The organism is Streptomyces sp. NPDC004561 (genome assembly GCF_053602155.1).
In genome coordinates this window covers 1-17,636 of the sequence record NZ_JBSGDB010000162.1, presented here as the reverse complement: position 1 = coordinate 17,636, position 17,636 = coordinate 1, and the positions used below count along the sequence as shown (strand labels likewise).

Sequence of the window (17,636 nt, the reverse complement as noted above, 5' to 3'; positions counted from 1 at the left end):
CCGCTCTACCACACGGCCGTCCTGCAGTTCGCGGGCGCGTCCCTGCACATCGGCCGCGGCGGCGCGGGCGGGCTCCACGCAGACGCCCGGGGTGCAGGGCGCGGTGGGCAGCCAGACGCTCATCAGGCCGGCACGAGGGAGAGGAAGTGCCGCAGATAGCGCGCGTTGACCCGGCGCATCGACAGCAGCACGTACAGGTCGGCGACCCCGAAGTCCGGGTCGTGCGCGGGCTCGCCGCACACCCAGGCGCCGAGGCGGACGTAGCCGCGCAGCAGGGCGGGCAGCTCGCTGCGCCCGGCGGGGACCTCGGCGTTCGGGGTCCACGGCAGCAGCGGCCGCACCCGGAACTCCTCGGGCGCCAGGTGCTTGGCGCGCACCCGGTCCCAGGTGGCGGTGGCGAGGGCGCCGCCGTCGGCGAGCGGCACCGAGCAGCAGCCGGCCAGCCACTCGTGGCCGCGGTCGACCATGTAGCGGGCTATGCCGGCCCAGATCAGGCCGATGACGGTGCCGTCGCGGTGGTCGGGGTGCACGCAGGAGCGGCCGACCTCGACCAGTCCGGGCCGGATCGCGTCCAGGGCGCCCAGTTCGAACTCGCCCTCGGAGTAGAGCCGGCCGGCGACCGCAGCCCGCTCGGGCGGCAGCAGCCGGTAGGTGCCGACGACCTGCCCGGTCACCGTGTCGCGGACGAGCAGGTGGTCGCAGTACGCGTCGAAGGCGTCGATGTCGAGGCCCGGCTGCGGGGTGGCCAGCAGGGCGCCCATCTCCCCGGCGAAGACGTCGTGCCGCAGCCGCTGCGCGGCACGCACGTCGTCCTCGTCCCGGGCGAGGGTGACGGTGTAGCGGGTGGGTGCCGCGGGCTGCGGGGGACGATCGAGGGTGGAAACGCCGGTCATGGCTCTCTCCTGGTCACGGGCCGGTTCGGCGACGGCGGCGGTGGGCCGGTGACGTACGGCCCGCCGCTCCTGTTCTTCCGATGCCGGTTGGCCGGCGCGTGACCTGTGCCAGGAGAGTGGATGTGGGGATGTTGAACGCCGGGGTCGCGGCCGCCGGGCCGTCCTTGATCGCCCCGGTGTCCGCGCCGCTCAGCCGTCCTCGGTCACACGCCGGGCGAGCGGCCGCCCGGCGTCGGCGGTCTCCCGCTCCCCCGCCCCCGGGAAGATCATGTGCGCAGCCTACCGAGGGCGCGGAAACCAGACGGGGCCGGGTGAGCACCACTCCCCGGCCCCGCCCGCCCGCCTTGCCGGCGAACGTTCCGCGCTACCGCCTGCCCACCTTCCGGTTGGCCCGCAGCCACTCCTTGTTCATGGTCGTGATCGACATCAGCGGAATGCCCTTGGGGCAGGCGGTCGCGCACTCCCCGGTCAGGGTGCACCCGCCGAAGCCCTCCGCGTCCATCTGCGCCACCATGTCCAGCACCCGGGTCTCGCGCTCGGGCGCGCCCTGCGGCAGCACGTTCAGGTGGTTGACCTTGGCGGAGGTGAACAGCATGGCCGCGCCGTTGGGGCAGGCGGCCACGCACGCTCCGCAGCCGATGCACTCCGCGTGTTCGAAGGCGAAGTCCGCGTCCGCCTTCGGCACCGGCGTGGCGTGGGCCTCCGGCGCGGACCCGGTGGGCGCGGTGACGTAGCCGCCGGCCTGGATGATCCGGTCGAAGGCGGACCGGTCGACGACGAGGTCCTTGATCACCGGGAACGCGGCGGCCCGCCACGGCTCGACGTCGATCGTGTCGCCGTCCTCGAAGGAGCGCATGTGCAGCTGGCAGGTGGTGGTCCGCTCGGGCCCGTGCGCGTCGCCGTTGATCACGAGGGAGCACGCGCCGCAGATGCCCTCGCGGCAGTCGTGGTCGAAGGCGACGGGTTCCTCGCCGGACAGGATGAGCCGTTCGTTGAGGACGTCCAGCATCTCCAGGAAGGACATGTCGGGCGAGATGCCGTCCACCTCGTAGGTGGACATGGCGCCGTCGGCGTAGGCGTTCTTCTGCCGCCAGACGCGCAGGGTGAGCTTCATGCGTAGCTCCGCTGGGTGGGGTGGACGTACTCGAAGACCAGGTCTTCCTTGTGCAGCACGGGGGCCGTGCCCGTGCCCGTGAACTGCCAGGCCGCCGCGTAGCCGAACTCGTCGTCGCGGCGGGCCGCCTCGCCGTCCGGGGTCTGGGACTCCTCGCGGAAGTGGCCGCCGCAGGACTCCCCGCGGTGCAGGGCGTCCAGGCAGATCAGCTCGGCGAGTTCGAGGTAGTCGACGATGCGGTTGGCCTTCTCCAGCGACTGGTTGAACTCCTCGCCGGTGCCGGGCACCTTGATGCGCCGCCAGAACTCCTCGCGGATCTGGGGGATCCGCTCCAGGGCCTTGCGCAGGCCGGAGTCGGTGCGGGCCATGCCGCAGAACTCCCACATCAGCTCGCCCAGTTCGCGGTGGAAGGAGTCGGGCGTGCGGTCGCCGTCGACCGCCAGCAGCAGGTTCAGCCGGTCCTCGGTCTCCGCCAGCACCTCCTGGACGGCGGGGTGTTCGGGGGTCACCGGGTCCTGGTGCGGGTTGCGGGCCAGGTAGTCGTTGATGGTGGCCGGCAGGACGAAGTAGCCGTCGGCGAGGCCCTGCATCAGCGCGGAGGCGCCGAGGCGGTTGGCGCCGTGGTCGGAGAAGTTGGCCTCTCCGACCGCGAACAGGCCGGGGACGGTGGTCTGGAGGTCGTAGTCGACCCACAGGCCGCCCATCGTGTAGTGCACGGCGGGGTAGATCCGCATCGGCACCTCGTACGGATCCTCGTCGGTGATCCGCTGGTACATGTCGAAGAGGTTGCCGTACTTGGCCTCGACGGCCTTGCGGCCCATCCGCTGGATCGCGTCGGCGAAGTCCAGGTAGACGCCCTGGCCGCCGGGGCCGACCCCCCTGCCCTCGTCGCAGACGTTCTTCGCGGCGCGGGAGGCGATGTCACGCGGGACCAGGTTGCCGAAGGACGGGTAGATCCGCTCCAGGTAGTAGTCGCGCTCGTCCTCGGGGATCCGGTTCGGCGGACGGTCGTCGCCCTTGGCCTTCGGTACCCAGATGCGGCCGTCGTTGCGCAGCGACTCGCTCATCAGCGTCAGCTTGGACTGGTGGTCGCCGGTGCGCGGGATGCAGGTGGGGTGGATCTGGGTGAAGCAGGGGTTGGCGAAGTACGCGCCGCGCCGGTGCGCCCGCCAGATCGCGGTCGCGTTGGAGTTCATGGCGTTGGTCGACAGGTAGAAGACGTTGCCGTAGCCGCCGGAGGCGAGCACCACCGCGTCGGCGAAGTACGTGTCGATCCTGCCCGTGATCAGGTCCCGGGCCACGATGCCGCGCGCCCGGCCGTCCACGACGACCAGGTCCAGCATCTCGGTGCGCGGGTGCATCTCCACGTTCCCGGCGGCGATCTGCCGGGACAGCGCCTGGTAGGCGCCGAGCAGCAGCTGCTGGCCCGTCTGGCCGCGGGCGTAGAAGGTGCGGGAGACCTGGACGCCGCCGAAGGAGCGGGTGTCGAGCAGGCCGCCGTACTCGCGGGCGAAGGGCACGCCCTGTGCCACGCACTGGTCGATGATCTCCACGGAGATCTGCGCGAGGCGGTGGACGTTGGACTCGCGGGAGCGGAAGTCGCCGCCCTTGACGGTGTCGTAGAACAGCCGGTGGATCGAGTCGCCGTCGTTGCGGTAGTTCTTGGCGGCGTTGATGCCGCCCTGCGCGGCGATGGAGTGGGCGCGGCGCGGGGAGTCCTGGTAGCAGAACTGGACGACGTGGTAGCCCTGTTCGGCGAGGGTCGCGCCGGCCGAGCCGCCCGCGAGTCCGGTGCCGACCACGATGATCGTCTGCTTGCGCCGGTTGGCGGGGTTGACCAGCTTGGCCTCGAAACGGCGCTTGTCCCAGCGCTCGTTGATCGGTCCGGACGGGGCCTTGGCGTCGACGACCGGCTCGCCCGTCGTGTAGTTCGGGTATTCGGTCATGTCAGCTCACCACTCCGGTCATGACGCCCACGGGTACGGCGATGAAACCGGCCGTGAGCAGCAGCGCGAGGACGTTGGCGACGGTCTTCAGGGCGCGGTCGCGGGCACGGCTGCCGACGCCGAGGGTCTGGGCGGCGCTCCAGAATCCGTGCCGGATGTGCAGTCCGAGGGCGAGCATCGCGACGATGTAGACGACGTCGCTGTACCAGTGGGAGAAGTCGGCGACGACGTTCTGGTACGGGTGGCCCTCCTGGAAGTGGCCCGGGTGCACGGTGCCGGTGGTCAGGTCCAGGATGTGCCACACGATGAACAGGCCGAGGATGATCCCGCCCCACCGCATGGTGCGGGTGGCGTAGCTCGCCCGGGCCCTCGCGTGCACGTACTTGCTGGGCCGCGCCCTGATGTCGCGGCGGCTGAGCTGGTACGCGGAGGTGGCGTGGGCGGCCACGGCCACGACGAGGACGATCCGGATGAGCCAGAGCGTCCACTCGTAGTGCATGAAGGGTTCGCCGACGGTGCGCAGCCAGTGGGCGTAGTGGTCGAACTCGCCCGCGCCGAAGTAGATCTTCAGGTTCCCGATCATGTGCACCACCAGGTAGAGCAGCATGATCAGGCCGCTGACGGCCATCACGGTCTTCTTGCCGACGGAGGAGTCCCACATCGTGCGCGCCATGGACGGCCGTCGGTCCGTCCGCGTTGCCAGTGCCATGGCACCGAAGCTAGGGCCGAAGGTCCCGATCGGTCCAAGACATGGTCCAGCTCGTTTCCATAGGCTGGAGCTATGCTCGCTGGATGCAGTTCCAGCAGCTCCAGTACTTCGTCGCCGTCGCCGAGACCCGGCACTTCACCCGGGCCGCCGAGCTGGTCCATGTCGCCCAGCCGTCGCTGTCCCAGCAGATCAGGGCGCTGGAGCGGGAGCTGGGCGCGGATCTGTTCCTGCGCGCCCGGGGGAACATCACGCTCACCGACGCGGGCGAGGCCCTGCTGCCGCTGGCCCGGCGGATCCTCGCGGACGCGGACACGGCCCGCTACGAGGTGCAGGAGCTGGTGCAGCTGCGGCGCGGCCGGGTGTGGCTGGGGGCGACCCCGAGCCTGTGCACGGGCCTGCTGCCGGACGTCCTGCGCGCCTTCCACGACCGCTATCCCGGCATCCGGCTGCTGATCGAGGAGGGCGGCTCGCACGACCTGGTGCGGGAGCTGGCCCGGGGCGCGCTCGACCTGGCCCTGGTGGTGCTGCCCCTGCCGACGCCGTCGCCCGCGCTGACCACGGTGGAGCTGCTGCGGGAGGACCTGGTCGTGGTGTCCTCGCCGGAGGCGCCGGCGCCGGGCCGGGGCGGCCGGGTCGTCCGCATCGCCGATCTGGAGGGAGAGCGGCTGGTGATGTTCCGGCACGGGTACGACCTGCGGGAGCTGACCGTGGCGGCCTGCCGCGCGGAGGGTTTCGAGCCGGACTTCGCCGTGGAGGGCGGCGAGATGGACGCGGTGCTCGGGTTCGTACGGGCGGGCCTCGGGGTGGCCGTGGTCCCGCGGATGGTCGCGACCCGGTCGGGGCGCGGCCTGCGGGTGACCCCGCTGGCCAGGCCCGGTCTGTACCGCACGATCGCACTGGCCCACCGCAGCGACGTCGCTCCGCCGCGTGCGGCGAGGGAGTTGCAGCGGATGCTGTTCGAGCACGAACGGTAGCCTCCGGCACCTTGTTTCAAGGTACACCTATATGCATAATGCGGTTATGCATAAGCGGGTTATGGAAACCGGGGCCGCCGAGCCGGCGCCGGAGGACCTGATGATCTCCGTCGAGCAACTGGTGCGCTACGTGCGCAAGCACGCCACCGCCGGCGCCCTCAGCACGGCCGCCTCCTCCGCGCTCGGCCGCCTGGGCCGCGAGGGCCCGCACCGGCTGACCGACCTGGCCCGCGTCGAGGGCGTATCCCAGCCCAACATGACGCAGCTCGTCACCCGCCTGGAGCGGGCCGGGCTGGTGCGGCGCACCGCCGACAGCCGCGACGGCCGGGGCGTCCTGGTCGAGGCCACCGACACCGGCATGGAGGTCTTCCGGCAGCGCCGCGCCGAGCGCTCCGACGCGCTCCAGCGGCTCGTCGGGGAACTGACCGAGCCGGAACGGCAGGCGGTACGGATCGCCCTGCCCGCCCTGGCCCGCGCGATCCAGGACCGCGCGGCCCGCGACTGACATCCGCCCCAGTGATCTCCCCCCGTCAACGATCCGGAAGAGAACCGCACATGAGTGCTTCGCACGGAAGGGCCGCCAGCCCCTTCAAGCAGCCGAAGGCCGTCTGGGCCGTGGCCTTCGCCTGCGTGATCTCGTTCATGGGCATCGGTCTGGTCGACCCGATCCTGCCCGCCCTGGCCAAGAGCCTGCACGCCACGCCCAGCCAGGTCTCCCTGCTGTTCAGCAGCTATCTGATCGTGACCGCCGTGGCCATGCTGATCGTCGGCTGGTTCTCCAGCCGCTTCGGCGCCAAGCGCACCCTCGTCATCGGCCTCGCCGTGATCGTCGTCTTCGCCGCGCTGGCCGGCTCCTCGGGCTCCATCAACGGCATCGTCGGCTTCCGCGCCGGCTGGGGACTCGGCAACGCGCTGTTCATCGCCACCTCCCTGGCCGTCATCGTCGCCTCCGCCAGCGGCGGCTTCGGCGGCGCGATCATCCTGTACGAGACCGCCCTCGGCCTCGGCATCGCCGTCGGACCCCTGCTCGGCGGCGAGTTGGGCGCCATCAGCTGGCGCGGGCCCTTCTTCGGCGTGGCCGTGCTCATGGCGATAGCCCTGGCGGCGACCCTGGCCTTCGTGCCGTCGCTGCCCAAGCCCGCCCGGCCCACCTCGCCCATCGCCCCGCTCCGGGCGCTGCGCCACCGCGGCCTGCTCACCATGGGCATCATGGCCCTGCTGTACAACTGGGGCTTCTTCACCATGCTCGGGTACGCGCCCTATCCCATGGAGCTGAGCGCCCATCAGCTCGGCCTCGTGTTCACCGGCTGGGGTCTGCTGGTGGCCGCGTTCAGCGTGTTCTTCGCCCCGCGCCTGCAGGCCCGCTTCGGCACCGCGCCCGTGCTCTACGCCAACCTGCTCGGGCTCGGCATCGTGATGGCCGTCATCGCCGCCGGGGTCAAGTCGCCCACGGTGGTCATCGTCGCGGTCATCCTCAGCGGCGCCTTCATCGGCATCAACAACACCCTGACCACCCAGGCCGTCATGCTCGTCTCGCCCGTGGAACGCCCGGTGGCGTCCTCGGCGTACGGCTTCCTGCGCTTCATCGGCGGCGGCCTCGCCCCCTACGTCGCCGGGAAGCTCGCCGACGCCACCGATCTGAGCGTGCCCTTCTACCTCGGCGCCGCCACGTTCGTCGTCGCCATCCCGGTGCTCGCCAGCGGCCACCGCCTGCTCCGCGAAGCCGAACAGCGCACGGAGGACGGGGAGCAGGTCACCCCCGCGCTCACCCCGGTCACCGCTCCCGCCGCGCCCGGCACGGCCCCCGTCATCGTGGCCGTCGGCGGCCACGACCGGGCCGCCGTCATCGTGGACGCGGCCGCCCTGCTGGCCCGTGAGACGGGCAGCCCGCTGGAGGTCGTGCACGTCCAGCAGACCGCCGTGGTCGAGGAGCAGGCGGCGGAGACCGAGACCGCCGACCAGGCGCGGCGTGCCGTCACCGCCCACCTCGACCGGCTCGCCGGGCAGGGCGTCGCCGCCACCGGGCAGATCCTCAGCAGCGTCGGCGACCACGCGGCGGCCGGCCGGGTGCTCGCCCGGCACGCGGCGCACGTCCGGGCGCGGGCGATCGCGGTCGGCCGCTCCCCCCGGGGGCCGCTCGCGCAGTTCACCGACGGCAGCTTCACCACCGCACTGACCCACAGCGCCGAGTGCACCGTCGTCCTCGTGGACCCCGACCACGGCCCCCGGCCGCTGACCCGGGACACGCTGCCGGAGCTGCGCACCGGCGCCGTGTGAGGCCGGGTCAGCCCGTCGCGTCGACCAGCGCCAGGTCGTGGAGCCGCTCCGGTGGCCCCGGCCTGGCGTAGTACCAGCCCTGGGCCGTGTCGCAGCCCAGTATCCGCAACTGCTCCGCCTGGGCGCCGGTTTCCACGCCCTCGACGGTGACCGCCAGGTCCAGGCTGTGGGCGAGCGAGACGATCCCCTCGACGATCTTCAGGTCCACGGGGTCGGCGGGGAACTGCTGCATGCCCTGGGTGAAGGAGCGGTCCAGCTTGAGGATGCTCACCGGCAGCCGGCGCAGGTTCGCCAGGTTCGAGTAACCGGTGCCGAAGTCGTCGAGGGCGATGTCCACACCCATCTCGGCCAGCCGGCGCAGCGGCTTGAGCAGGTCGTCGTCGGCGCCGATGAGCGCGGACTCGGTGACCTCCAGGCACAGCGCGTCCGGCGCGACGCCGGCGCGTTCCAGGATGTCGACCGTGTCCTGGACCAGCCCGGGATGGCTGAGCTGGCACGGGGACAGGTTGACGTTGATGCGCAGGGGCCCGGCGGCCGTCTTCTCGCCGTACCGTTCTCGCCACTCACGGGCCTGCCGGATCGACTCCTCCAGGACCCAGCGGCCGAGCGGGACGATGAGACCCGTGTGCTCGGCCAGCGGGATGAAGCGGTCGGGGCCGAGGACGCCGTGCTGCGGGTGCAGCCAGCGCACCAGGGCCTCGGCGCCGCGCACACTGCCGTCGCCGAGGTGGACGAGCGGCTGGTACTCGATGAAGAACTCGCCTCGCTCCAGGGCCGTCGGCAGGGCCGTGGTCAGGCCGTGGCGGGTGATGGCGCGGGCGTCGGCCTCGGGGTCGGCGAGTTCGGAGCGGTTGCCGCCCGCCGACTTGGCCCGGTACATGGTGATGTCCGCGCTGCGCAGCACCTCGGCGGCCGTGCGCTCGCCCGCCGCGCCCTCCACGATCCCGAGGCTGCCGCGCACCAGGAGGTCCCGGCCGTCGATGCTGATCGGGGTGATCAGCGCGTTCATGATGCGCTCGGCGAGTTCGTCCACCTTGCGCTCGGCGCCGGGGCCGGTGGTCAGCGCCACGAACTCGTCGCCGCCGAGCCGGGCGACCATCTCTCCGGGCGCGGTCGCGCAGGACTGCAGCCGGTCGGCGACCTCCACCAGCAGCCGGTCGCCGGCCGCGTGGCCGAGGCTGTCGTTGATCGTCTTGAAGCCGTCCAGGTCGAGGTAGCACAGGCCGAAGCGCTGGCCCTCGCCGGCGTTGAGGACCTTCTCCAGCCGCTCGAAGAACAGCGTGCGGTTGGGCAGCCCGGTGAGCGCGTCGTGGGTGGCCTCGTAGCGCAGCCGGAGGTTGAGCAGGCGCCGCTCGGTGGTGTCCTCCATGAGGGCGAGCTGGTACTGCGGCCGGCCGTCGGCGTCACGCAGCAGGGAGACCGTCAGGTTGGTCCACAGCACCGTGCCGTCGGGGCGGTTGAACGCCTTCTCCAGGTGGTAGTGCTCGCGCTTGCCGCGGACCAGTTCGTCGTAGAGCTTCCAGGTCTGGGGGGCGTCCTCCGGGTGGGTCCAGTCCTGCACCCGGCGGCCGCGCAGCGACTGGTCGGTGAGCCCGAACATGCGCAGCAGCGCCTTGTTGACCTGGAGGACGTGGCCGTCGAGGTCGGCGATGCCGATCCCTATCGCGGCGCCCTCGAAGACCGCGCGGAAGCGGGCCTCGCTGGCGTGCAGCGCCTGTGCCACCACGCCCTGGGCCAGCAGCGCGGCCTGGGCGATGGCCTCCTGCTCGGCGAGGGTGCGCTCGCGCAGCGCCTGCGCGTAGCCGGCGGCCATGGCGTGCTGCAACCGCGAGGAACGCACGCGCAGTTCGTCCTGCGGGCCGTCCTCGCCGCAGTAGAGCACCAGGTAGGCGTCGACGCAGTCCAGGGTGCGGGCGAGCGCCTCGGGGTCGGTGCAGTGCGCCCCGACCAGGGCGGCGCCGACCGCCTTCGCCGCCTCCGCGTCGAGGCTGCGGGCGCGCAGCAGTTCACTCAACCGGCGTGCGAGCGGACGGAGTCGTTCCTCGAACTCCGCGCGGGTGAGCGACGTCGACGTCACCGGGAAGACCGCCCGGCTCCAGATCGTCGTCAGCCGGCGCAGTCTGTCCTCCGGCCCGTCCGGCTCCGCGCTCACGCCGTACGCCCCACGCCGCCGAATCCGGAGAAGGCGTACGGATCCTCGTCCTCCGGTGCCGAATCCGGGCGCCAGTTCGGCATCGGCACCAGTCCGGGCTCCACCATGTCGTACCCCTCGAAGAACCGCGCGATCTCCTCGCGCGAGCGCATGATCAGCGGGTTGCGAATGTCCTTGTATACGTCCACCGCACCCTCGGCCCGCTCCGCGGGCAGCGGGATTCCCTCGTACGAGGCATGGGTGAGGATCAGCAGGCTGCCGGGCGCGAGTGCCTCGCGCAGCTCCGCCACCGCTCCGTACGGGTCGTCCGCGTCTTCCACGAAGTGCAGTATGGCAATGAGCAGGAGGGCCACTGGCCGATTCAGGTCGATGAGCCGCTCCACCTGGGGGCTGGCGAGGACGTCCCGCGGCTTGCGCAGATCCGCGGCGACCACGTCCGCGGTGTCGTTGCCGGCCAGCACGGCCTGGCTGTGCGCGACCGCCACGGGGTCGTGGTCGACGTAGACGACACGGGCGCCGGGTACGGCGGTCTGGGCGGCCTCGTGCACGTTTCCGAACGTCGGGATGCCGGAGCCGATGTCCAGGAACTGGGTGATGCCCTCCTCGGCCGCGAACCGCACGGCCCTGCGCATGAACGCCCGGTTGGCCTGCATGATCTTGGGGAGCCCGGGCATGAATTCCATGGCCTTGCGGGCGGCCTCCCGGTCGACCTCGAAGTTGTGCGAACCGCCCAGGTAGTAGTCGTAGATCCGCGACACGCTCGGCACCGAGATGTCGATGCTGCGTGGGGCCCAGGCGGGACGCTCCATGTATCTCTCCAAGGCGGGGACGTGAGGCGTAGGCGATCCGGTGTTCGAGCTGAGGCTACTGATCGCCCGCCAAAGGAGCGACCCGAACCGGAAATTGACCGTCCGTTCCCGGTCACTGCCTGCGGCAAGTGCCCGAACGACCCCGCTGTGTAACCGGTTTCCGGCACAACGAAAGTCCGCCCCCTCCGTGCGGTGCGGAGGGGGCGGACCTGCGGTCGCGCGCCGGTCGGGCGGGGCGATCGACCCTGGGGAGGTGATCTACTTGCCCGGCGCGCCGACCGGCTTGCCGTCGGGCGAGACGGCGTACCACGTGCCGCCCACGCCCTGACCGTTGGTGTCACCGGGGGCCTGGTCCCCGGAGAAGGTGTAGATCGGCCAGCAGTTGACCGTCATCTGCTTGGTTCCGTCGGGACGCGTGAAGCCCATCAGGCCCTTCTTCTTGACGCCCTGGGTGTCGTCGGCCTTGACGGGTGCGACCGCCGGCCACTTCTCCAGGCAGGCGCCGGTGCAGTTGGAGACGGACTTCGGCCAGGCCTGGTCCTTCAGGAAGCGGTAGACCGTCATGCCGTTCTTGTCGACGACGATGTCGCCCAGCTTGGGGTCCTTGCGGACGGACAGACCGGGCAGGTTGGCGAGGGAGGCCTTCTTGCCGCTGGGGGCCAGCGCGAACCACTTGGCGCCCACGCCCTGGCCGTTGACGTCGCCCGCCTTCGCGTCCTTGGCGTACCGGTAGGCGGGCCAGCCGCCGATGGTGAGCTGCTTGGTGCCGTCGGCGCGGGTGACCTCGCCGAGCAGTGACTTGTCGATGCCGGCGCCGGCCGTGGCGTCGTTGGCGGGCACCGGCGGCCACGTGGTGGCGCACTGGCCGGCGCAGTTGGACTTGGGCGGGTTGGCGGTGTCGTCGTCGAAGCGGTAGAGGGTCAGGCCGGCGCCGTCGGTCACCAGCTTGCCGAGGTTGGCGTTGGCCGCGACGGTCAGCTTGCCCGCGGGGACGGCGGGCGCCGGGGAGGCGGAACTCTGGTTGCCGTCCGCGCCGTAGCCGTTGCCGGCCGCCGTTCCGGTGCCCGGGCTGCCGTAGCCGCCCGCCGCGGCCGTGGCCCCGATGTTCTGGGACGCGGGGGCGCTGGCGTTGTCCTGACCGCACGCCGTCGTCAGCGCCAGCACCGAAGCTGCTGTGGCCACCAGTGAGGCGGTCCGCCAGGAGGTCCTCATTGTCAACTCCCCATCATCGCCTGGATATTGCAGCGCCCTGCTGTGCCGCCGCACGGCCATGGGTACGCGGCGGAGGGGTCGGAGCGTTCAACGGGTGCGGGATTTTCTTTCCCCGTCCGGTGCGGCGCCCGCGCCCGGGGGGGTCGTAAGGGCGTACCGTTCCGGCTATTTCGGGCTCTTCGGATCGTCAAACCACTGATCGTGTTTTATCCCTCCTTCGTGCCAATACCAGCGCACTCCGGCCTACGACCCCGCCGCGCGCCCCATGATCTTGGCGTGCATGGACCCCAAGTGACCCGATGCGCGTCCGCCACAAGGGTGTTGACCCTGCTGGCACTGACCTGGACCCTGGCGGGCTGCCCGGTCGGCAGCGCGTCGGCCGACGCCTGCGCGTACGCCTCGACGGGCCCGGACGGCACGGTGGCGGTGGCCTACGCCGGCGGCGCGCCGGAGGCGTACGCCGACGGCCCTCTCCGGCCGGCTCCTCCGCCGCCGTGCCCGCCGACGCCGACACCGACCCCCACGCCGACACCCACCCCGACGCCTCCGCCACCGCCACCGCCGAAGCCGAAACCCGTCCCGCGGCCCACGCCCGTCCCCAGGCCGAAGCCGCCCGCCCCCGCTCCCCCGGCGCCCCGGCCGACGCCTCCCCCGCCGCCCCCACCGCCCCCGGCGGCCAGGCCCGTGCCCCCGCAGCCGAAGCCGAAGCCCAGGCCCACCCCGCGGCCGGCCGTGATCCCGGTGAGCTACCCGGCGTACCACCCGCATCCCGCCGCCCGCCCCGCGCCCGGGCACACCGCGCCCGTCACCTACGTCCTGCTCATCGCCGTTCCCGCGATCGTGGCCGTCGCTGCCCTGCGCCCGCGCTGACGCGCCGGCCGCTCACCCCTGGAGGTATCCGTTGTCGGATTGGCTTGTTCTCGTCCTCGCGATGCTGGGGGCCTGCGCCGTGGTGGTGATCGTCACCCTCGTGCGGCACAAGCGGGCACCCGAGGACGAGGACCCCAGCGAGACCCCGGACGTCATCGAGTACATGACGATGTGGATCGGCGTCGTGTACGCGATCGTCCTGGGTCTGGCCATCGCGGGCGTGTGGGAGGCCCGCAGTTCCGCGCAGGACCACGTGCAGTCCGAGGCGCAGGCGCTGCACGAGATCTCGGAGCGGGTCCGGGTCTATCCGCCGGACGTGCGTGACGGGATCCGGAACGATGTCAACGCCTATGTCGGCTATGTCGTGCACACCGAGTGGAACACGATGTCCCGTCAGGGGCGCGTGACCGACCACGGTGCCGCGCTGCTGCAGAAGGTCCGTCAGGACGTCACCGACTACCGGGCGAAGAACGACTTCGAGGCGCAGGCCTACCAGCCGCTGCTGGACCAGATGACCGCCGCCGCCCAGGCGCGCAACGCCCGCGCCGACTCGACGGGGGCCACCATGCCGCCGGTGGTGTGGTGGGGGCTGCTCACCGGGGCGGTGGTCACGGTGGGCATGGTGTTCGCGCTGCAGATCCGGCGGACCAGGCGCGAACTGGTGCTGGCCGGGCTGTTCTCCGCGACCATCGCCTTCATGCTGTTCCTGATCTGGGACTTCGACGCCCCATTCAGCCGGGGCATCGCGGTGACCGCGGAGCCGTTCCTGAACCTGTTCCCCACCGTCACGGGCTGACGGGCCGGGACCGGGCGGGCCTTCGCCCGGTCCCCGAGCGGGACCGGGCGAAGGCCCGTCGGCGTGCGCGGTGCGCTGCTCCGTCTCCTCAGACGCGCTTCTCGTGCCGGCGGCGCAGCCAGTAGGCGCCGCCGCCGATCAGGGCGGCGCCGACCAGGGCACCGCCGATGGCCATGTCGGTGGTCGTGGCCCCGCTGGACCTGCTGCCGCCGATTCCGCCCTGGACACCGCCGAGCACGGTGAAGGCCGCCGGGCGGGTCAGGGTGCGGCCGTTGCAGCGGACGGTGATGTCGTACCGGCCGGGCCGGGCGTCGCGGTTGATGAAGGCGACGCCCCGCGAGATGTTGTCGCGGAACGGAGTCAGCGGGACGGTGCGGAAGGCGCGGGAGGACATCGTGCCGCCCCGGCAGCCGTTCACCGCGACGGTCAGCCGGGCGCCGGCGGGGATCACGCTGGGCGTGGCGAGGATGTTGCGCGGGTTGACGTCTCCCGGGCCGCCGAAGTCGCCACCGAGACCGTTGCCGAGGTCGCCCTCACCGCCGGGGAAGGGGCCGTTGGGTCCCCCGAAGTCGCCGCCGAGGCCGAAGTCGTCGCCGCGGCCGCCGAAGTCACCACCGAGACCGTTGCCGAACTCGTCGCCCCGGCCACCGAACTCACCGCCCAGGCCGTTGCCGAACTCGTCGCCCCGGCCACCGAACTCACCGCCCAGGCCGTTGCCGAACTCGTCGCCCCGGCCGTTGCTGCTGATACGGCCGTTGCCGTTGATGGTGCCGTTGAAGTGGCCGTTGAAGTGACCGGTGCCGTTGAAGCCGCCGAAACCGGGTCCGTTGCCGTTGAAGCCGCCGAGGCCGGGTCGGACGCCGTTGAAGCCGCCGAGGCCGGGTCGGACGCCGTTCACGCCGCCGAGGCCGGGCCCGATGCCGCCGGGGCCGATGCCACCGATGCCACCAACCCCACCGACGCCGCCAACCCCACCGACGCCGCCGACGCCGCCGACTCCGCCGACTCCGCCAACACCGTTGCCGCCTACGCCTTCGAGTCCTTTGCCCGGCACGCCTCCGCCGCCCACGCCTCCGACTCCGGTGCCGCCCACGCCCCCGACTCCGGTGCCGTTGCCGCCCCCGATCACTGTGCCGCCTACGCCTCCGATTCCGGTGCCGTTGACACCCGGGATGCCGGTGCCCGAGCCGGCGATCCCGGTGCCCGAGCCAGTGATGACCCCATTGCCGTTGGAATTGCCGCTGGACGGGCCGCCCCCGTTGCCCATGCCGTCAGCGACGGCCACAGGGGCGGCGAGCCCGAGCACGGCGGCCGCGGCGCACGCGGCCCCCAGCGCACGTTGGTTTCGCATGCGATCCTCCGCGGGAGGCACCCCGGGTCCGGTACCCGGGTCGATCGGCGAGAAAGCGCCTCCCGGATTAGACCCTCGGACGTGCGGAACACGCCCGCATGTCGAGAATGGTCCGTCCTGGTGATACGACACACCGCACGAAAACCACACAATCGGATATTGTCGCAGGTCACGACCCGTCAGAAATTTCCTCGGAATGGCAACTCGGATGGCGCACCCGAAAGGCCCGCGGCCACCCGTTCGCCACTTGCCCCGTCGCCCGTCGCGCGCGCGGGACTTAGCGTTTTCCCATGCGCGATGGACGAGGCGACGGCCGTATCGAGAGGGGATGGCGAATGTCTGCGTCCGAGCTTGCCGAGGAGGAGGAACGGCGGAGGAAGCGCGCCCCGTGGGGCGTGATAGCGCTTGTTCTGCTGACCGGACTGGCGCTCATCCGCAACGGTTCCGGGGAGTTCGACGTCGGTCCGCCGCAGCCCGCCTCGGCGGCGGCGCCGGACACCCGCGCGCCCCGGAGCACCGTCGCCGCCGAGCCCCTCGCGCTGCCGTTCTCCGCCGCCGACCGGATCCGGATCCCTGTGATCCACGTGGACGCGCCGGTGATGGCCGTCGGCCTCGACGCGAACGGCTGGGTCGGCGCACCGCCGCCGGACGACCCCAATCTCGCGGGCTGGTTCACCGGTGCGGTCTCCCCCGGGGAAAAGGGCACCGCGGTCGTCGTCGGCCATGTCGACAACAAGCAGGGCCCCGCCGTCTTCTACGGCCTCGGGGCCCTGAAGAAGGGGAACCGGGTCGAGGTTCTGCGCAAGGACGGAAAGACCGCGGTGTTCGAGGTCTACGGAGTCGAGGTCTTCTCGAAGGCCAGTTTTCCCGGCGACCGGGTGTACGGCTCCAAGGGGACCCCGGAACTCCGGGTCATCACCTGCGGCGGCGGCTTCTCGAAGCAGAACGGCTACGACGGGAACGTCGTCGTCTTCGCCCGCCTGGTCGCGGTCGGCTGAACCGCCGTGACCGGGCGGGCGAACGCCTGCCCGGTCGTCAGACGCGCCGGGGCGGCACGGTGAGGTGATATCCGTTGTCGAGCAGATAGGGCAGCCATTCATGGATGGCCTGCACGGTCTGTGAACGGTCGCCCCCGGCGTCGTGCGACAGCACGACCACACCAGGGGCGGCGCCCTTCTCCACCCGGTCGATGATGGTGCTGGTGCCGGGAGTCTCCCAGTCGGTGGTGTCGACGGTCCAGGCCATGGGCTCCATGCCCATCTCGGCGCCCAGTTGGAACGTGGTGCGGTTCCAGGCGCCGTAGGGGGCGCGGAACCACTGCGGGCGTTCGCCGTAGGTCTCCTCGATGATGTCGCTGGTGCGCACCATCTCGGAGCGGATCTCCTTGCGGTTGAGGGTGGTCAGCAGCGGGTGCGTCCAGGTGTGGTTGCCGACGACGTGACCGTCGTCGGCCATCCGGGCCACCAGACCCCTGTTGACGTCGACGCACTCACCGCACACGAAGAACATCGCCCGCACGTCGTACTTGGCGAGGGTGTCCAGGATGTGCGGGGTGTATTCCGGGTTGGGCCCGTCGTCGAAGGTCAGCATCATGTGCCGGCCGCGTCCGGAGATCTGCAGGATGGGCTCGGTGCGCACCTTCAGTTTGCGCGGCGCCGCCTGCGGCGGGCCGTATCCGGTGAGCGGCTGGAGCCGGAAGGCGGAGGACTTGAGCACCTGGCGGGCCTGTGGGCCGGCGACGGGAACGGCGGTCCGGGCGGTCTCCTCGTCACTGCCCGCCACGATCAATCCGGCCGTGCCCGCGGCTCCCAGAGCGGCGGCTCCGGCGAGAAGCATGCGGCGGCGCGTGAACAACTGATCCTTCTGCATGACTCATGAGTCGCCCCACGGGACACCGGCTCACCACGACGCCACCGGTGCGGCGGCCGGAAATCACCCGGTCGGAGCAACGCGGGGCCGAAGTGGAACCCGATGGGGGCTTCTGATAGTCATTCAGTCCGCACATGAGGCCGGACAACGCACACGGGGGCGAACCGAGTTGACAAGCGGGGGAGAAAGCGGGCCGCGGCGCCGGGCGTTGGCGGTGGTGCTGCTGGCAGTCGCTCAGGTGCTGGTCGTCTTCGACACCATGATCTTCACCGTGGGGCTGCCGTGGATCCAGGTCCGGTCGCAGCTGTCCTTCACGGGACTGACCTGGCTGCTGACCACCTACAGCGTGTGTTTCGCCGCGCTGCCGGTGCTCGCGGTGGCGCTCGGCGAGGCGTTCGGGCAGCGGCGGGTGCTGATGGGCGGGCTCGCGCTGTCCACCCTCGCCGCCGTGGCACCCGCGGTGACGTCGGACGCCACGATCCTGCTGAGCTCGCGGGCGGTGCAGGGCGTCGCGGCGGCGGTGATCACGGCCGGCGCGCTGGCGCTGATCGACTCCACGCATCCCGAGGGGCCGGGCCGGGACCGCGCGCTGAGCGTGCACGGCTGGCGGGAACAGGATCTGAAGAGCGGGGCGTTCCGGGACGCGAGCATGGCGATGTGCGCG

Annotated in this window: 16 protein-coding genes; 7 read left to right on the top strand and 9 right to left on the bottom strand. The window is 71.6% G+C overall.

Annotated elements, in window-relative coordinates; genetic code table 11:
• Positions 1 to 122: 122 nt before the first annotated feature.
• The 4 genes from ACWEN3_RS21755 to ACWEN3_RS21740 form a co-directional block, all read right to left on the bottom strand.
• Positions 123 to 893: a GNAT family N-acetyltransferase gene (locus tag ACWEN3_RS21755; protein ID WP_452973407.1), complete on the bottom strand. Its 771-nt coding sequence runs from the start codon at positions 891 to 893 to the stop codon at positions 123 to 125.
• A gap of 364 nt (positions 894 to 1,257) precedes the next feature.
• Positions 1,258 to 2,007 carry a succinate dehydrogenase/fumarate reductase iron-sulfur subunit gene (locus ACWEN3_RS21750; RefSeq protein WP_452973405.1) on the bottom strand — a complete coding sequence of 250 codons (750 nt, stop codon included), beginning with the start codon at positions 2,005 to 2,007 and terminating at the stop codon, positions 1,258 to 1,260.
• The gene (locus ACWEN3_RS21745) at positions 2,004 to 3,953 is read right to left on the bottom strand and encodes a fumarate reductase/succinate dehydrogenase flavoprotein subunit (RefSeq protein ID WP_452973402.1); all 1,950 of its coding nucleotides are present in this window, start codon (positions 3,951 to 3,953) and stop codon (positions 2,004 to 2,006) included. Before ACWEN3_RS21745 ends, ACWEN3_RS21750 begins: the two co-directional genes overlap by 4 nt.
• A gap of 1 nt (position 3,954) precedes the next feature.
• Entirely contained in the window at positions 3,955 to 4,626 is a 672-nt protein-coding gene (locus tag ACWEN3_RS21740) for a succinate dehydrogenase (RefSeq protein WP_452973400.1), read from the bottom strand.
• Positions 4,627 to 4,745: 119 nt separating this feature from the next.
• Here ACWEN3_RS21740 and ACWEN3_RS21735 point away from each other — a divergent pair, with 119 nt between their 5' ends.
• From ACWEN3_RS21735 to ACWEN3_RS21725, 3 genes are read left to right on the top strand one after another with little or no spacing between them, the layout of a single operon-like run.
• Entirely contained in the window at positions 4,746 to 5,636 is an 891-nt protein-coding gene (locus tag ACWEN3_RS21735; RefSeq protein WP_452973410.1) for a LysR family transcriptional regulator, read from the top strand.
• Positions 5,637 to 5,682: 46 nt separating this feature from the next.
• Positions 5,683 to 6,141, top strand: a complete 459-nt coding sequence (locus ACWEN3_RS21730) for a MarR family winged helix-turn-helix transcriptional regulator (RefSeq protein ID WP_452973397.1) — start codon at positions 5,683 to 5,685, stop codon at positions 6,139 to 6,141.
• Between the two features lie 50 nt (positions 6,142 to 6,191).
• Positions 6,192 to 7,913: an MFS transporter gene (locus ACWEN3_RS21725; protein WP_452973395.1), complete on the top strand. Its 1,722-nt coding sequence runs from the start codon at positions 6,192 to 6,194 to the stop codon at positions 7,911 to 7,913.
• Positions 7,914 to 7,920: 7 nt separating this feature from the next.
• Here ACWEN3_RS21725 and ACWEN3_RS21720 read toward each other — a convergent pair whose 3' ends face one another.
• The 3 genes from ACWEN3_RS21720 to ACWEN3_RS21710 form a co-directional block, all read right to left on the bottom strand.
• Positions 7,921 to 10,065, bottom strand: coding sequence for a putative bifunctional diguanylate cyclase/phosphodiesterase (locus ACWEN3_RS21720; RefSeq protein WP_452973392.1), 2,145 nt, complete (start codon positions 10,063 to 10,065; stop codon positions 7,921 to 7,923).
• On the bottom strand, positions 10,062 to 10,874 hold the full coding sequence (locus ACWEN3_RS21715; RefSeq protein WP_452973388.1) for an SAM-dependent methyltransferase: 813 nt from the start codon (positions 10,872 to 10,874) through the stop codon (positions 10,062 to 10,064). Before ACWEN3_RS21715 ends, ACWEN3_RS21720 begins: the two co-directional genes overlap by 4 nt.
• Positions 10,875 to 11,132: 258 nt before the next feature.
• Complete coding sequence (locus tag ACWEN3_RS21710) at positions 11,133 to 12,086, bottom strand: SCO0930 family lipoprotein (protein WP_452973386.1); 954 nt, start codon at positions 12,084 to 12,086, stop codon at positions 11,133 to 11,135.
• 741 nt (positions 12,087 to 12,827) lie between these two features.
• Between ACWEN3_RS21710 and ACWEN3_RS21705 the strand changes: the two genes are divergently transcribed.
• Together ACWEN3_RS21705 and ACWEN3_RS21700 are read left to right on the top strand one after the other, a co-directional pair.
• Positions 12,828 to 12,956 (top strand): hypothetical protein, encoded by a 129-nt coding sequence (locus tag ACWEN3_RS21705; RefSeq protein ID WP_452973384.1) that lies wholly within the window; start codon positions 12,828 to 12,830, stop codon positions 12,954 to 12,956.
• Between the two features lie 31 nt (positions 12,957 to 12,987).
• Positions 12,988 to 13,752 carry a bestrophin-like domain gene (locus ACWEN3_RS21700; protein ID WP_452973383.1) on the top strand — a complete coding sequence of 255 codons (765 nt, stop codon included), beginning with the start codon at positions 12,988 to 12,990 and terminating at the stop codon, positions 13,750 to 13,752.
• Positions 13,753 to 13,840: 88 nt separating this feature from the next.
• Here ACWEN3_RS21700 and ACWEN3_RS21695 read toward each other — a convergent pair whose 3' ends face one another.
• Positions 13,841 to 15,103 (bottom strand): hypothetical protein, encoded by a 1,263-nt coding sequence (locus ACWEN3_RS21695; RefSeq protein ID WP_452973380.1) that lies wholly within the window; start codon positions 15,101 to 15,103, stop codon positions 13,841 to 13,843.
• 335 nt (positions 15,104 to 15,438) lie between these two features.
• Between ACWEN3_RS21695 and ACWEN3_RS21690 the strand changes: the two genes are divergently transcribed.
• Positions 15,439 to 16,101, top strand: a complete 663-nt coding sequence (locus ACWEN3_RS21690) for a class F sortase (RefSeq protein WP_452973377.1) — start codon at positions 15,439 to 15,441, stop codon at positions 16,099 to 16,101.
• Positions 16,102 to 16,138: 37 nt separating this feature from the next.
• Here the strand turns inward: ACWEN3_RS21690 and ACWEN3_RS21685 are convergent, their stop codons facing one another.
• Positions 16,139 to 16,972: a polysaccharide deacetylase family protein gene (locus ACWEN3_RS21685; protein WP_452973375.1), complete on the bottom strand. Its 834-nt coding sequence runs from the start codon at positions 16,970 to 16,972 to the stop codon at positions 16,139 to 16,141.
• Between the two features lie 217 nt (positions 16,973 to 17,189).
• On the opposite strand from ACWEN3_RS21685, the gene ACWEN3_RS21680 reads away from it, so the two are divergent.
• The coding region (locus ACWEN3_RS21680) for an MFS transporter (RefSeq protein ID WP_452973372.1) at positions 17,190 to 17,636 on the top strand (447 nt) is incomplete at its 3' end.

Coding starts and splice junctions, on each gene's coding strand:
- ACWEN3_RS21755 (WP_452973407.1), bottom strand. CDS start 893: ATGACCGGCGTTTCCACCCTCGATCGTCCCCCGCAGCCCGCGGCACCC.
- ACWEN3_RS21750 (WP_452973405.1), bottom strand. CDS start 2,007: ATGAAGCTCACCCTGCGCGTCTGGCGGCAGAAGAACGCCTACGCCGAC.
- ACWEN3_RS21745 (WP_452973402.1), bottom strand. CDS start 3,953: ATGACCGAATACCCGAACTACACGACGGGCGAGCCGGTCGTCGACGCC.
- ACWEN3_RS21740 (WP_452973400.1), bottom strand. CDS start 4,626: ATGGCGCGCACGATGTGGGACTCCTCCGTCGGCAAGAAGACCGTGATG.
- ACWEN3_RS21735 (WP_452973410.1), top strand. CDS start 4,746: ATGCAGTTCCAGCAGCTCCAGTACTTCGTCGCCGTCGCCGAGACCCGG.
- ACWEN3_RS21730 (WP_452973397.1), top strand. CDS start 5,683: ATGCATAAGCGGGTTATGGAAACCGGGGCCGCCGAGCCGGCGCCGGAG.
- ACWEN3_RS21725 (WP_452973395.1), top strand. CDS start 6,192: ATGAGTGCTTCGCACGGAAGGGCCGCCAGCCCCTTCAAGCAGCCGAAG.
- ACWEN3_RS21715 (WP_452973388.1), bottom strand. CDS start 10,874: ATGGAGCGTCCCGCCTGGGCCCCACGCAGCATCGACATCTCGGTGCCG.
- ACWEN3_RS21710 (WP_452973386.1), bottom strand. CDS start 12,086: ATGAGGACCTCCTGGCGGACCGCCTCACTGGTGGCCACAGCAGCTTCG.
- ACWEN3_RS21695 (WP_452973380.1), bottom strand. CDS start 15,103: ATGCGAAACCAACGTGCGCTGGGGGCCGCGTGCGCCGCGGCCGCCGTG.
- ACWEN3_RS21690 (WP_452973377.1), top strand. CDS start 15,439: ATGTCTGCGTCCGAGCTTGCCGAGGAGGAGGAACGGCGGAGGAAGCGC.
- ACWEN3_RS21685 (WP_452973375.1), bottom strand. CDS start 16,972: ATGCAGAAGGATCAGTTGTTCACGCGCCGCCGCATGCTTCTCGCCGGA.